12 protein-coding genes are annotated in these 13,938 nt (G+C 46.3%); 1 reads left to right on the plus strand and 11 read right to left on the minus strand.

Annotated features, from left to right (window positions below):
* Nucleotide 1 precedes the first annotated feature (1 nt).
* The 3 genes from mutS to H2R00_RS05985 all read right to left on the minus strand — a co-directional run bounded on the left by mutS (nucleotide 2) and on the right by H2R00_RS05985 (nucleotide 4,558).
* Entirely contained in the window at nucleotides 2-2,611 is a 2,610-nt protein-coding gene (mutS, locus tag H2R00_RS05975) for a DNA mismatch repair protein MutS (protein ID WP_182070662.1), read from the minus strand.
* 109 nt (nucleotides 2,612-2,720) lie between these two features.
* On the minus strand, nucleotides 2,721-3,269 hold the full coding sequence (gene cotE, locus H2R00_RS05980; RefSeq protein WP_020451464.1) for an outer spore coat protein CotE: 549 nt from the start codon (nucleotides 3,267-3,269) through the stop codon (nucleotides 2,721-2,723).
* A gap of 308 nt (nucleotides 3,270-3,577) precedes the next feature.
* Complete coding sequence (locus H2R00_RS05985) at nucleotides 3,578-4,558, minus strand: aldo/keto reductase (RefSeq protein WP_154997371.1); 981 nt, start codon at nucleotides 4,556-4,558, stop codon at nucleotides 3,578-3,580.
* A gap of 152 nt (nucleotides 4,559-4,710) precedes the next feature.
* On the opposite strand from H2R00_RS05985, the gene sigZ reads away from it, so the two are divergent.
* Complete coding sequence (sigZ, locus tag H2R00_RS05990) at nucleotides 4,711-5,241, plus strand: RNA polymerase sigma factor SigZ (RefSeq protein WP_154997374.1); 531 nt, start codon at nucleotides 4,711-4,713, stop codon at nucleotides 5,239-5,241.
* 275 nt (nucleotides 5,242-5,516) lie between these two features.
* Here sigZ and ricA read toward each other — a convergent pair whose 3' ends face one another.
* The 8 genes from ricA to rny all read right to left on the minus strand — a co-directional run bounded on the left by ricA (nucleotide 5,517) and on the right by rny (nucleotide 13,913).
* Nucleotides 5,517-5,948 (minus strand): regulatory iron-sulfur-containing complex subunit RicA, encoded by a 432-nt coding sequence (gene ricA / locus H2R00_RS05995; RefSeq protein WP_003181967.1) that lies wholly within the window; start codon nucleotides 5,946-5,948, stop codon nucleotides 5,517-5,519.
* A 1-nt stretch (nucleotide 5,949) separates the two neighbouring features.
* Nucleotides 5,950-7,479: a tRNA (N6-isopentenyl adenosine(37)-C2)-methylthiotransferase MiaB gene (gene miaB, locus H2R00_RS06000; protein WP_154997380.1), complete on the minus strand. Its 1,530-nt coding sequence runs from the start codon at nucleotides 7,477-7,479 to the stop codon at nucleotides 5,950-5,952.
* Between the two features lie 143 nt (nucleotides 7,480-7,622).
* On the minus strand, nucleotides 7,623-8,798 hold the full coding sequence (locus tag H2R00_RS06005) for a glycine C-acetyltransferase (protein ID WP_182070663.1): 1,176 nt from the start codon (nucleotides 8,796-8,798) through the stop codon (nucleotides 7,623-7,625).
* Nucleotides 8,799-8,813: 15 nt separating this feature from the next.
* Nucleotides 8,814-9,857, minus strand: a complete 1,044-nt coding sequence (gene tdh, locus H2R00_RS06010) for an L-threonine 3-dehydrogenase (RefSeq protein ID WP_154997448.1) — start codon at nucleotides 9,855-9,857, stop codon at nucleotides 8,814-8,816.
* 124 nt (nucleotides 9,858-9,981) lie between these two features.
* On the minus strand, nucleotides 9,982-10,902 hold the full coding sequence (locus H2R00_RS06015; protein ID WP_154997386.1) for a dipeptidase: 921 nt from the start codon (nucleotides 10,900-10,902) through the stop codon (nucleotides 9,982-9,984).
* Between the two features lie 105 nt (nucleotides 10,903-11,007).
* A complete protein-coding gene (gene spoVS, locus H2R00_RS06020) occupies nucleotides 11,008-11,268 on the minus strand; it encodes a stage V sporulation protein SpoVS (RefSeq protein ID WP_003181955.1) in 261 nt (86 codons plus the stop codon).
* 201 nt (nucleotides 11,269-11,469) lie between these two features.
* Entirely contained in the window at nucleotides 11,470-12,267 is a 798-nt protein-coding gene (locus tag H2R00_RS06025; RefSeq protein WP_003181930.1) for a 2',3'-cyclic-nucleotide 2'-phosphodiesterase, read from the minus strand.
* A gap of 86 nt (nucleotides 12,268-12,353) precedes the next feature.
* Nucleotides 12,354-13,913, minus strand: a complete 1,560-nt coding sequence (gene rny / locus H2R00_RS06030) for a ribonuclease Y (protein ID WP_075752751.1) — start codon at nucleotides 13,911-13,913, stop codon at nucleotides 12,354-12,356.
* Between the last annotated feature and the right edge of the window lie 25 nt (nucleotides 13,914-13,938).

Consider the following 13,938-nt stretch of genomic DNA (forward strand, 5'->3'; position numbering starts at 1 on the left):
GTTACTTTAATTTTTTTTGCAGCCTGTACAGTTCATTCATGACTTGTATAGGTGTCATATCGAGCAGATCCATCGTTTTAAATTCGGCTAAAACAGCCTGCTCTTTTTTGGAGAGCTTCGTCTCTTTTTCTTTTGGCTTGTCCGTCTCAAAAAATGACAGCTGGGCCGGTTGATCTGCAACAGTTGCCGCGACTTCTCCCGCCGCCTCTTTTACCGTATTCGGAGCCGTTGATGGAGCCGCTTCTTTGACGCCGGATTCAAGCTCTTTCAGGATCGTTTTCGCCCTGCTGATCAAACCGTCGGGCAATTCGGCCAGCTGTGCGACATGGATACCGTAGCTTTTATCTGCTGCACCTTCTTTTATCTGGTGAAGGAAAACGACCTTCCCTTCGTATTCTTCCGCACGAACGTGGACGTTCTTCAAATCGGCCAGCTTTTCTTCTAGGGACGTCAGCTCGTGATAGTGAGTGGAAAACAAAGTCTTCGCGCCGATATGCTCGTGAACGTACTCGATGATCGCCTGTGCAAGCGCCATTCCGTCGTAAGTGGACGTACCCCGACCGATTTCGTCAAATAAAATCAAGCTGTTTTTCGTCGCATGAACGATCGCATTTTTGGCTTCAAGCATCTCCACCATAAACGTGCTCTGTCCGGATATAAGATCATCCGCTGCGCCAATTCTCGTAAAGATCTGATCAAAGATCGGCAGCACCGCTTTTTTGGCAGGAACAAAACAGCCGATCTGCGCCAAAATGGAGATCAGCGCCATCTGTCTCATATATGTGCTTTTCCCGGACATATTCGGCCCGGTGATTAAAAGCATCTGTCTGCCTTTCCCCATTTCACAGCTGTTCGGAACGTAAGACTGGTTGTCCATCACCTTTTCTACGACCGGATGCCGTCCGTCGATCACCTGAACGACGTCCTCGGAAAACTCCGGCTTAACATAGTGGCGGTTTTCGCTGATCGTCGCAAAACATTGGAGCACATCAAGCTCGCTCATCATTTTTGCCAGCTGCTGCAGGCGCGGGATATATTCCTTCACCTTGCTGCGAAGCTCGGAAAACAGCTCATACTCCAACTCGCAAATATTGTTTTCCGCTTCGAGAATCAGCGCTTCTTTTTCTTTCAGCTCCGGTGTGATGTAGCGTTCTGCATTGGTCAGCGTCTGCTTCCGTTCATAGCGACCTTCTTCAAGCAGATGGATGTTCGCTTTCGTCACTTCAATATAATAGCCGAACACCTTGTTAAAGCCGACTTTTAAAGAGCGGATTCCCGTGTACTCGCGTTCCTGCTGCTCAAGCCTTGCGATCCAGTCCTTTCCGTTCTTGCTTGCGTCCCTGTATTCATCAAGCCTCGCGTGATAGCCGTCTTTAATTAAGTTCCCCTCTTTTAATGAAAGCGGCGGATTCTCGTATAGCGCATCTTCCAAAAGATTCAAAAGATCACTGCACGGATCGATTTTCTCGGCGCGCGCTTTTGCTTTCGGATGGTCGAGGGAGCCGACAAGCAGTTTGATGGCCGGCACTTGTTTCAGCGATTCCTTCAGCTGGATCAAATCTCTGGCGTTGACGTTGCCGTATGCGACCCTTCCGGCGAGCCGCTCAAGGTCATATACTTCCTTCAGCCGTTCGCGCAAATCTTCCCGCTCAAACAAATGGGCGATCAGCGTTTCGACGATTTCCTGGCGCTCTTCGATCTGTCCCTTTCTGATCAGCGGCCTGTCGATCCATTGCTTTAACAGCCGCCCTCCCATTGCCGTTTTCGTTTCATCCAAAAGCCAAAGAAGCGAGCCTTTTTTGTTTTTCGAACGGATCGTTTCCGTCAGTTCAAGATTGCGTTTCGAGTACAAATCGATTTTCATTGCTTCTTCGAGCTCGTAAGCCTGAACATTTTGAAGGTGGTCAAGGCTTCTTTTCTGCGTCCGCTTCAAGTAGACGTAAAGCCTCATAAACGTATCGACAAGCTCTTTGGACGCCAGTCCGTTCGCAATGTCAGGCACTTCATCTGCTTGTTCATCCTCGAAAGAAATCGTGGCGCCGCAGCGCTCTTTTAACAGCGCGACGTCTTTCTCGTCAAGGTTGCGGCTGACGACGATTTCCTTTGCTCCGACAGAGTATATCTCGGAAATGACATCATCAAGCCTTTCGATAACCGTTACTAAATTCTCGCCCGTCGTCAAATCGGAAAAAGCGAGCCCGTATGTATGCTGAAATTCACTGACAGAGGCGATAAAGTTGTTTTCATTTTCATGAATCCCTTTGCCGTCCATCACGGTGCCGGGTGTGATCAGCTGCACGACTTCTCTTTTGACGACTCCTTTGGCCGATTTAGGGTCCTCCACCTGCTCACAGATCGCGACTTTATAGCCTTTTTTAATCAGCTGTTCGATATACGAAGAGCAAGAATGATAAGGAACCCCGCACATCGGGATTCTTTCGCTCGATCCACCGTCTCTGCTCGTCAGCGTAATTTCGAGTTCCTTAGACGCCTTTTTTGCATCCTCAAAAAACATTTCATAAAAGTCTCCAAGACGAAAAAATAAAAAGGCATCCTGATACTCTGCCTTAATCTTTAAATATTGCTGTATCATAGGCGTGTAGCCTGCCATATTTAATCCCTCACTATGTATAAACGTTTCTATTAATTCCAACTCTCATTATACCATAAAGATTCATGCTAAAAAAAAGAAACTAGGGCGGTGTTTCCCTAGCTTCCTTTTATTCTTCTGGATCTCCGACCAAAAACTCCGGGTTGATATCCTCAAGTTCTTCATCAAGTTCTTCTTCCCACGCTTCTTCTTCATCGCTTTCCGTCCAATCAGAATTGACCTCAACAACGACCTTCGTCTCGCCGACGACCTCTGATAAAAATTCCCTTTCCGCCTGTACAACCACTTTGTTTCCGTTCGGAGAAATGGTCACTTCAAGGCAGTTCGGCTGCTGAAGCACCTTCGCAATGACTTCGTGTTCATCATCTAAGTAATTTTTGTCGCGATACCGGAGCTTAATGACATCAACATAGGAAACGCGTTCTGTCACAACTTCGGTTTTGGTGTTGTCCGCATATGAATACCAGACGTTGATATCATATGTCCCTTCAATTTCCACGGTTTTTCCGATTTTTTCGGCGTCATACTTATGATTGATAATCCAACCGCCTAAAATACTGGTTGGCTTTTGCGAAGGGGAGATTGTATGAGTGGACTGGGTGAATTTCCGGCCTTTCGCGACCACCGCTTTAGTAATAATTTCCCTGTATTCAGACATTCGGTCATGCCTCCTTGTTTTTCCTCGTATTATCCTATGCTGGGCATTCGTCTAATGTGCGTTCCTTGAGAAATCAAAATAACATTCCCATATAATGAATCTGTTTAAGTGTATGCACATAAAAGGATAAACTTGACTTAAATCAGAAAAGAAAAAGACAGACCGAAAACCGAATCTTTTCAATAAGCCGTCACGGCGGGAAATTGAATAAAAAAATGGCGCCCACATTGTTGTCAACATCCATTTGAAAAAGTTTAGTTTACTTTATGATGTTGTGTCTACATTATTCTTAATCTAATAGCACTCTGCTACCAAGCGTATACTTCAGGCGTTTCCCCTCCGGGTCCGGGGAAGATGTCGCTCAGCTCGCTGAGTATGCCCTCATCCAGACTGATCTCAACAGCTCTGATTGCATTCCGAAGCTGTTCTGCGTTTCTCGGCCCTATAATGGGAGCGGTCAACGCCGGATTTGCCAGCACCCATGCCAAAGCAACGTTGGCTTCTTTCTCCCCAAGCTCCTTGCATAAAGACGAAAATCTTTCGAGCTGTGAGCGGTGTTTTTCAATGAGGTCTGCCCTTTTGGCTGTCCGGATTCCGACAGCACCTTTCAGCGCATGGCCTCCGAGCAGCCCTCCTCCAAGAGGACTCCACGCTACTACACCCAACCCGAGATCTCGTGCTGCCGGAAGCACTTCCATTTCCGCCGTTCGCTCTAATAAACTATACTTATGCTGTTCTGTCACAAGCCCCATGAAATTACGTTTCTCAGCTGCAGCCTGCGCCTTGACCAAATGCCACCCCGCGAAGTTGCTTGAGCCGATATAGTCAACCTTTCCTGATCGAACCTGGCTTTCAAAAGCTTCCCATATTTCATCCCACGGCGTCCGCCGATCGATATGGTGCATTTGATATAATTCTACATGGTCTGTCTGCAGCCGCTTCAGCGACCCTTCCAGATGGCGCCGGATTTTATAAAGAGACAGGCCCCTCGCATCGTTTGGACCGTCGTTCGGATCAGAAATTGGTTCATATACTTTCGTCGCCAGAACGACTTTCTCACGGCGCTGTCCCCCTTTTGCAAACCATTTTCCGATGATGCTCTCTGTCAATCCTGCATTCTCTCCCCAGCCGTAGATATTCGCAGTATCAAAAAAATTAATACCCGCATCAAGCGCTTCATCCATGATTCGGAACGCGGTTTTCTCGTCTGTATCGACCCCAAAATTCATCGTTCCCAGGCATAAGCGGCTGACGCGCATACCTGTTCTTCCTAAAAAGGTATATTTCAAAACAAACCTCTCCCCATTCATTTTTTGCAGCAGGGCTTACTGGAAAGCAAATGATTCAACAACCTTCCAGCTTCCTGTTACGATATAAAGGACGAAGCAGCTTTTAAAAGGACGCAAAAATAAAGAAAATGTTAAGCAGGAGGATTTTTCAATTGAATGTAGAGGAACTGTGGAATCAATATCACGAACCGTTAAAAAAATTTATTACGTATAGAGTACATGACCATTCGATGGTTGATGATCTATTGCAAATCGTTTTTATGAAAATCCAAATTCACCTCCCGAATGTACATGATGAACAAAAAATCCCCGGCTGGATCTATCGGATTACCCGAAATACCATTATTGATTTTTATCGCACAGAAAAATCAATTGAACAACTCACCGAGCATTTTGAATTCCCCGGCGATTTCGACGGGGAAAATTATACGAAGGAAGCGGCTGCGTGTATTCGCTCAAGCATAAATAGACTGCCCCAAAAGTATCGGCAGGCGCTTGAACTGACCGAAATCCAAGGATTATCACAAAAAGAGTTGTGTGAAAAAATGGGGATTACTTATTCCGGGGCAAAATCAAGAGTGCAACGGGGAAGGGCAAAATTAAAACAGCTGATGATGGGATGCTGTCATATTGAATCAGATCGATATGGAAATATCGTCGATTTTCGTATTTTAAAAGAATAGCTTGAGTGCATGATCGGCTCCGGAACCCGATTTAGTTGACAGGTTTAAAAAGCGAACAGACTTGGTAACAACTGCCATATAGAACTTCAGGGCATGATCGGCCTCACTCAGCACCAGCACGCCGGTGCGCGTCACTCTGTCCCCCGACAAGGCCGAGCTGAACAGCAGGCTCGAATTCGAGCCTCGCCTGTGCTTCCATAAAAAAAGCTTGTCAATCAAAAACGTTTTTTACGGCTTTGTCGACAAGCTAGGCGCCTTTAAAAGGCGCCGCCAAATTATAGAGAACAGCTCGGTGATGAATTTTTCACTTTTGAACCGGTCTCGCCTTTCAGCAGGTCTCCCCCGGTCGATGTGATGATCTCGTTTGTCACTTGGTTTGATATTGTATGCGCGACAAGCTGAAGAAGGTCGTTGACTTCCATTTGAGAGTCTCTGAACTCTTGAATGATCGGAATCTCGTCAAGCTCTTCCTGAAGCGCGTCAATCTTTGCTTCCGTTTGTTTAAGCGCTTCATGCTTTTCGTAATGTTTAAAGTTGACAGCTTGCTTTTGCAGGGCTTTGATTTGGTTGATAATGCCCGTTATTTTGGCATTCTCATTAATCTGTGCCTCCGCTTTTTTGAAAAAGTCGACTTCTTCCGTTTCGGCAATCATTTTTGCGAGTTCCCGCGCTTTTGCAACAATCTCTTTTTTCGTATAAAGCGTCACTTTATTTCACCTCGATTGCTTCTCCTACCATTTCCCCGTCAAGCGACCAAGTTTTCGCCTGGTGGATTTTCACGTTGACAAGCTGGCCGATCGCTTCTTTTGGTCCTTTGAAATTGACAAGCTTGTTTTTCCGTGTATAGCCGGCAAGGATATCAGGGTTGTTTTTACTTTCACCCTCTACTAACACTTCGACAACCTGCCCCTCATATTCCTTCATTTTCTTCGCGGAAATTTCGTTGACCACTTCATTTAATCGCTGAAGCCGTTCTTTTTTCACGCGCATCGGAACATTGTCTTTCATTTTTGCAGCAGGCGTTCCTTCGCGAGGCGAGTAGATGAACGTATAGGCGCTGTCAAATTCAACCTCTTTGTATAAAGAAAGCGTTTCTTCAAATTGCTCATCTGTTTCGTTCGGGAAGCCGACGATAATGTCCGTTGTTAAAGACGCGTTCGGCATCGCTTTTTTAATTTTGGCGACAAGATCAAGATAGCGTTCCCGGTCGTATTTGCGCGCCATCAGTTTCAAGACATCCGAGCTTCCGGACTGAACAGGCAGGTGGATGTGGTCCAGAAGGTTTCCGCCTTTTGCGAGCACCTCGATCAGATGATCGTCAAAATCACGCGGATGGCTTGTCGTGAAGCGGATACGCGGAATATTGATTTTGCGGAGCTCATCCATTAAGTGGCCGAGTCCGTATTCGATATCCTCGAAATCTTTGCCGTAAGCATTGACGTTCTGTCCGAGAAGCGTGATTTCTTTGTAGCCTTCAGCCGCAAGCCTTCTCACTTCCTGGATGATTTCTTCGGGACGTCTACTTCGTTCTTTTCCTCTTGTGTACGGCACGATGCAGTACGTACAGAACTTGTCGCAGCCGTACATGATGTTGACCCAGCCTTTGATTTTGCCGGTGCGGACTTTCGGAAGGTTTTCAATGACATCGCCTTCTTTAGACCACACTTCGATAACCATTTCTTTTGACAGATAAGCCTCTGACAAAAGTTCCGGCAAGCGGTGGATATTGTGTGTACCGAAAATCAGATCGACGAACGGATGTTTCTTTAAAATCCGGTTGACGACTGATTCTTCCTGGGACATACATCCGCAGACGCCGAGGATCAAATCCGGATTGTCTTTTTTCAAAGCTTTTAAATGGCCGATTTCACCAAATACTTTGTTTTCCGCATTTTCGCGAATGGCGCATGTGTTTAACAGAATCACATTGGCATCTTCAGTCGAATCGGTCGGCTCATAGCCGAGCGCCATGAAAATACCGGCCATGACTTCTGTATCGTGTTCATTCATCTGGCAGCCGTATGTGCGGATGTAGAACTTCCGTCCATCCCCCATCCCTTTGTACTGCTCGGAAATTTTAAAATCGTTATGGTATTTAACCTCTTCTTTGCCACGTTTTTTCGCATCTTTTAATGAAGGCGGAACATAAACAGCTTCGAAGTACTTGCTGTAATCCTTCTCGGATTTTTTGTCCGATGGATTGACCTGTCCGCTTTCAATGCGCTGTTTCTCATTCATGTTTTTGATCTCCTTTCAAACAAAGCTCCACTCTTCAGTATAAAGGTTCTCGGTTGTCAGCACAACCCAGAACCCATCATTGTACACTAACTGAAAATGATTATCAATGGTTATTTGCTTTGTTCAAAAAGAAATCGATGAGTTTAAAGCAGACCCGCTTTTTTGGCGCCGGTTTCAATGATTTCAAGCGCTTTATCGAGCTCTTCTTTCGAATGTTGGGCGGTCATGATCGTTCTGATCCGCGCTTTGCCTTTCGGGACGGTCGGAAAAACAATGGCCTGGGCAAATAAACCGAACTCAAAAAGCGTGTTTGAGAAGCGGCACGCCTCAGCTTCATCACCGATCAAAATCGGCGTGATCGGCGTTTCGCTCTTGATCAGCGGAAGGCCCATTTTTTCAAGCTCTTTTTTGAAGTACGCGGTATTGTCCCAAAGCTTTTTAATCAATGAAGGTTCCTCCATCAGCACATTGACCGCTTCAATGCATGCCGCAGTGACGGCCGGCGGATGGGAAGTACTGAAGAGAAATGGCCTTCCTTTATGCTTTAAATAGTCGATCAGCACCTTGGATCCGGCCGCATAGCCTCCTAAAACACCGATCGCCTTGCTGAGCGTGCCGACTTGAATGTGAACCTTCCCGTCCAGCCCGAAATGGTGAACCGTTCCGCGCCCGTTCTCGCCGAGAACGCCGGATGCATGCGCATCGTCGACCATGACAAATGCGTCATACTGTTCAGCGAGCCGGACGATTTCGGGCAGCGGCGCGATGTCCCCGTCCATCGAAAACACGCCGTCTGTAACGATAAGCCGCATTCTGTAATTCATTGATTTTTTCAAAATCTTTTCTAAATCTTCCATGTCCGCATGCTGATATACTTTTTTGCCCGCTTTGGTGAGCCTGATGCCGTCAATGATGGAAGCATGGTTTAATTCGTCTGAGATGACAATATCATCTTTGGTGAGGATGCTTGAAAGAATGCCTTGATTTGCGGTGAAACCGGACTGGAATACGAGTGCCGCTTCAGTGTTTTTAAATGAAGCGAGCTTCTTTTCGAGCTCATCATGCATGGTGAATGTTCCGGCTATTGTACGGACCGATCCGGTTCCAGCTCCGTACCGTTTGACTGCCTCTTCGGCCGCTTTTTGGAGGCGCGGATGAGACGTCAAACCGAGATAGTTATTGGATGAAAGCTGAATGATGTCTTTTCCTTTCATTTTGACGATTGATCCTTGCAGTGATTCGATGATCGGCAGTTCCTGAAAAGTTCCGTTTTCTTTCATTTTATCAAGCTCGGAAGCTAAAAAATTGAATTCTTTCATATTAATCTCTCCTTTCTACGGTATCAGTACGACTTTTCCGCATTGCCCTTTTCTCATCAGTTCAAAGCCTTTTTCAAACTCTTCCATCGGGAAACGGTGGGTGATGACAGGCTTGATTTGAATCGTACCGGACTGAAGGAGACCGCTGACCTGTCTCCACGTTTCAAACATTTTGCGGCCGGTAATTCCCTGGACTGTCAATCCTTTAAAGACGATATCATTTGTCATGTCGATGCATACGGGATGCTCAGGCAGGCTTAAGACATGAACCCGCCCTCCGTTTGCCGCCATTTTTAAACTTTGGCGGATTGCCGTCGGATGGCCTGACATTTCGCAAACCAAGTCCGCCCCTTCACCGCCTGTTAAAGCGCTTACATTTTTGAGCGGATCTTCTTTTTCAACGGAGATGATATCGGTTGCCCCCATTTGCAATGCAAGGTCGAGCCTGTATTCGTTTTTATCGATGGCGATCACCTGTGCCGCCCCTGACGCTTTTGCAACTGCCACGGCCATCAGTCCGATCGGTCCGCAGCCGACGACAGCGACTTTCACTCCAGCCGTCATTCCCGTCAGAACCGTATGCACGGCATTTCCGAGCGGTTCTTGAATAGAAGCGAGATCCTCAGGCATGCCGGCCGGGTTTTTCCAAATGTTTGCGGCGGGCACTTTGACATATTCGGCAAAACAGCCGTCTGTATCGACACCGAGAATCAGCGTTTTTCTGCAGACATGCTCTTTTCCGGTCAAACACGGCAGGCACTTTCCGCAAACGATGTGCGTTTCTGCCGAAACATACTCCCCTTCTTGTACCGTAGTCACATTTTCCCCCACTAGAACAACCTCGCCGGAAAATTCGTGGCCAAACACATAAGGCGGTTTAACCCTGCTTTTCGCCCATTCATCCCAATTATAAATATGGACATCGGTTCCGCAAATCGATGCAGCTTTGACTTTGATCAGCACCTCGTGTTTGTCGATCTTCGGAATCGGGACGAGCTCGAAGCTGGCGCCCGGCTCCCCCGGCTTCTTGATAAGCGCTTTCATATTTCCGTCCAAGATGAACAGACCCCCTTTGTAAAATCGCTTTACAAAAGGATTGTAGCATGATAATCGGTCTTGGTAAACACCAGTGTCCTCCTGATAAAAACAGATGAACACCCTCTAAAAAATGTATAATATTTTTTTAAAATGGGATGCGGCTGATGAAATTTTGAAAGAGAAATCCGTCGACTTGACTTGGTGTATATGAGCGCTGCAGCGCTTCGACCAGATTCCCGTAATCTTTGTGGGCTTCCAGACCCGGAATGACCCGGTCGATGCCGTCAAAGTCAGATCCGAATCCGATATGCCGCTCGCCTCCTAAAGAGCAGACATGGTCAATATGTGAGAGGATATCTTTGATCACAGGCGTTTTTCCGTTTCTCACGAATTCAGGGACAAATGTCAAGCCGATGACACCGTTCTTATTAATAAGCGCTTTGATTTGATCGTCTTTTAAATTTCTCGGATGAGGGCAAAGGCTGTGGGCATTCGAATGAGAGGCGATCGGATACGCCGCCGTTTCAATCGCACCCCAAAAGCTTTTTTCGGATAAATGGGAGAGATCTGTCCATGCCCGGTTTTTGTTCGCCTTACGAATCAGCCTTTCCCCGTAAGAAGTCAAGCCGGCGTTTCTTTCTTCTAAAGCGCCGTCTGCGAACGTATTGGCCCAGTTCCATGTCAGGCCGAAACTTCTGACTCCGAGCTGAAAAAAGATGTCAAACAGCCTTAAGTTTTTTGCGATCGGCTCACAGCCTTCCATCGTTAAAATGATGCCGGTTTCATCGCTTTTGAGCTTGTCGATATCGGCTTTATTTTTGATCAGTTTGATCCGTTTGTACTTTGCAATTTTTTCGTGAAACAGCTGGATTTGGACAAGCGCCATTTCAAGCCTTATTGTGTCGGGTACGGTTTCAGGCAGAAAAATCGCCAGACACTGCACTTTCGCCTTTCCGTTTAAAAGCGCCTGAACAGGCGTTTGAAGCGACGGGTCGCTGTATTCATTGAGCTTCGGATTTTTCCAGAGCTTCAGCAGCAAATCAGAATGGGCATCAAAAATCTTCACGTTCATCCTCTCCCGGCTGCATTTTTCAAAAACGGCTAAACCAAAAACAACCCGCTTACGTGAAAGTAAGCAGGTTGAAGCATTTGAAAAAGAGTAATTTTTCTATCAGCGAGGCTCTACGATTAGCTTAATCGCTGTTCGTTCTTCACCGTCAATTTGAATGTCCGTAAACGCCGGAATGCAAATCAGATCGACACCGCTCGGCGCTACAAATCCCCGCGCAATCGCTACCGCTTTAACAGCCTGATTTAATGCCCCGGCTCCGATTGCTTGAATTTCTGCAGCTCCTCGTTCCCTCAAGACTCCTGCGAGCGCACCTGCGACCGAGTTTGGATTTGATTTTGCTGAAACCTTTAATATTTCCATTCCTGCTCCCCCTTAAGTTTACAATGGATAAGTGAGTGTTCATTAGAACAATCATTATTAGATGTTGCTATTTTCAAAGCCATCCCCTTTTAATTGCTTTTCAAAAATAGCAGGGTACCTTCCATTTTTACTATATTCACTATAGGACCGGGATATTCCTGCTTTCCTTTTAATATTTTTCTAAAATGATTTTCTGTTCAGTTATTCAAAAAACATGTGGTCATCATTAATTAATATCCGGTCAATTTTAACTGCTTTCTTGCTCTGTTCGTCGATGTCAATAACAACTCCGCTCAGTGTTGTGCGGCCTTCGGCAATCTCAAAACGGACGGGCAGGCTCGTTTTAAAACGCTTGATAATCGTCTCGCGGTCGACGCCGAGAATGCCGTCGTAAGGACCAGTCATCCCCACGTCTGTTATATATGCCGTGCCTTTCGGAAGAATGCGGTTGTCGGCTGTCTGAACATGCGTGTGCGTTCCGACAACCGCTGAAACGCGGCCGTCCGTATACCAGCCGATCGCCTGCTTTTCGCTTGTCGCTTCGGCATGAAAATCGATAAAAATGAACGGCGTTCTTTTTGACGCTTCTTCTATTAATTCATCAGCTTTTCGAAATGGGCAATCGATCGCAGGCAGAAATGTGCGGCCTTGTAAATTGATCACAGCCAGTTCCTTCGAACCGTTTGTTTTTATGTATGTGATGCCTTTTCCAGGCGTGCCTTCGGGAAAATTGGCAGGTCTGACGATCTGCGGCGCGTCATCAATAAAATCAAATATTTCCCTTTTATCCCATGTGTGGTTTCCCATTGTGAGAACGTCGGCTCCCGCTTGGATGAGCTGGTGGTATATTTTTTCGGTAATGCCTTTTCCGTGTGCGGCGTTTTCTCCGTTGACGATGACGGCATTCGGTTTATATTTCAGCTTCAGCTTCGGCAAATAGGTTTTGATCATGTCTCTGCCGGGCGAACCGACGACATCTCCAATAAATAAAATTCTCATAATTTGACCCTTTCTTTTTTAAAATAGGTTTTAATCATAGTGTTACACAAGGAAACAAAAAAATAAAGTGGCGCATTCGCACCACTTTATTTTGCGTATTCAACGGCTCTCGTTTCCCTGATCACAGTTACCTTGATGTGTCCAGGGTAGTCAAGCTCGTCCTCAATTCGTTTTCGAATATCACGCGCCAAACGATGGGCTTCAAGATCATTGATTGAGTCAGGTTTGACCATGATCCGCACCTCTCGTCCCGCTTGTATCGCAAATGATTTTTCAACACCTTCGTACGATTCGGAGATTTCTTCCAGTTTTTCAAGCCTGCGAATATAGTTTTCGAGCGTTTCGCTTCTTGCGCCAGGTCTTGCGGCAGACAGCGCATCGGCTGCAGCCACGAGCACGGCGATGATGGAAGTCGGCTCCTGATCTCCGTGGTGAGATGCGATACTGTTGATGACAACTGGATGCTCTTTATACTTGGTGGCCAGTTCCACTCCGATTTCAACGTGGCTTCCTTCCACCTCATGGTCAATCGCTTTCCCGATATCATGAAGAAGTCCTGCTCTTTTTGCGAGCGTCACGTCTTCTCCGAGCTCTGAAGCCATCAAGCCTGTCAGAAACGCCACTTCCATTGAATGTTTCAGTACATTCTGTCCGTAGCTCGTTCTGAACTTCAAGCGGCCGAGGATTTTGATTAAATCGGGATGAAGCCCGTGAACTCCAACTTCAAACGTCGTCTGTTCACCCATTTCGCGGATGTAATCATCCACTTCACGGCGGGATTTCTCAACCATTTCTTCGATTCTGGCAGGATGAATGCGGCCATCCTGAACGAGTTTATCAAGAGCGATCCTGGCTGTTTCACGCCTGATCGGATCAAATCCTGAAAGGATAACGGCTTCCGGCGTATCGTCGATGATCAGATCGATCCCCGTCAATGTTTCCAATGTACGGATATTACGTCCTTCACGTCCGATAATGCGGCCTTTCATCTCATCATTTGGAAGGTTGACAACTGAAACCGTTGTCTCGGCCACATGATCTGCCGCACAGCGCTGTAAAGCCAATGAAAGAATATTTTTCGCTTTTTTATCAGCCTCTTCTTTCGCTCGATTTTCACTTTCTTTCATCATGATCGCGATGTCATGGGAAAGCTCGTTTTCAACCCGTTCCAGAATGATTTGCTTCGCTTCATCTCGCGTCAGACTTGAAATACGCTCCAACTCTGACTGCTGCATACGAATCATTTCATCCACTTTGCTTTCCATCTCTTCAATATGTTGTTGTCGTTCATTCAGAGAATGATCTTTCTTCTCCAACATCGCTTCCCGTTTATCTAATGATTCATCTTTTCGGTCAAGGTTCTCTTCCTTTTGAAGTAAACGGTTTTCTTGTTTTTGAAGCTCATTTCGTCTTTCACGAACTTCTTGTTCAGCTTCTATCCGAAGCGTATGAATCTCGTCCTTTGCTTCAAGAAGGGCTTCTTTTTTCAACGCTTCAGCATCCCGCTTTGCGTCTCCAAGAATTTGTTCGGCTGCATTTCGCGCACCTGAAATTTTTGCTTCGGCAATGATTTTACGAACATAGTAGCCAACAACTAAACAGAATAGGCTCAGCAAAATGGAGATGAGAATTGCTAAAGGATTCATAACTTTCACCTCCTCTTGCTATGAA

Origin of the sequence: Bacillus haynesii (genome assembly GCF_014042035.1) — a bacterium.
GTDB lineage: Bacteria > Bacillota > Bacilli > Bacillales > Bacillaceae > Bacillus > Bacillus haynesii.

What these genes read in the sequence shown, in the direction of transcription:
- H2R00_RS06025 (WP_003181930.1), bottom strand. Translation starts at nt 12,267, where the DNA reads ATGAGAATTTTATTTATTGGAGATGTCGTCGGTTCGCCCGGCAGAGAC.
- miaB (WP_154997380.1), bottom strand. Translation starts at nt 7,479, where the DNA reads ATGAATGAGAAACAGCGCATTGAAAGCGGACAGGTCAATCCATCGGAC.
- mutS (WP_182070662.1), bottom strand. Translation starts at nt 2,611, where the DNA reads ATGGCAGGCTACACGCCTATGATACAGCAATATTTAAAGATTAAGGCA.
- spoVS (WP_003181955.1), bottom strand. Translation starts at nt 11,268, where the DNA reads ATGGAAATATTAAAGGTTTCAGCAAAATCAAATCCAAACTCGGTCGCA.
- cotE (WP_020451464.1), bottom strand. Translation starts at nt 3,269, where the DNA reads ATGTCTGAATACAGGGAAATTATTACTAAAGCGGTGGTCGCGAAAGGC.
- H2R00_RS06005 (WP_182070663.1), bottom strand. Translation starts at nt 8,798, where the DNA reads ATGAAAGAATTCAATTTTTTAGCTTCCGAGCTTGATAAAATGAAAGAA.
- rny (WP_075752751.1), bottom strand. Translation starts at nt 13,913, where the DNA reads ATGAATCCTTTAGCAATTCTCATCTCCATTTTGCTGAGCCTATTCTGT.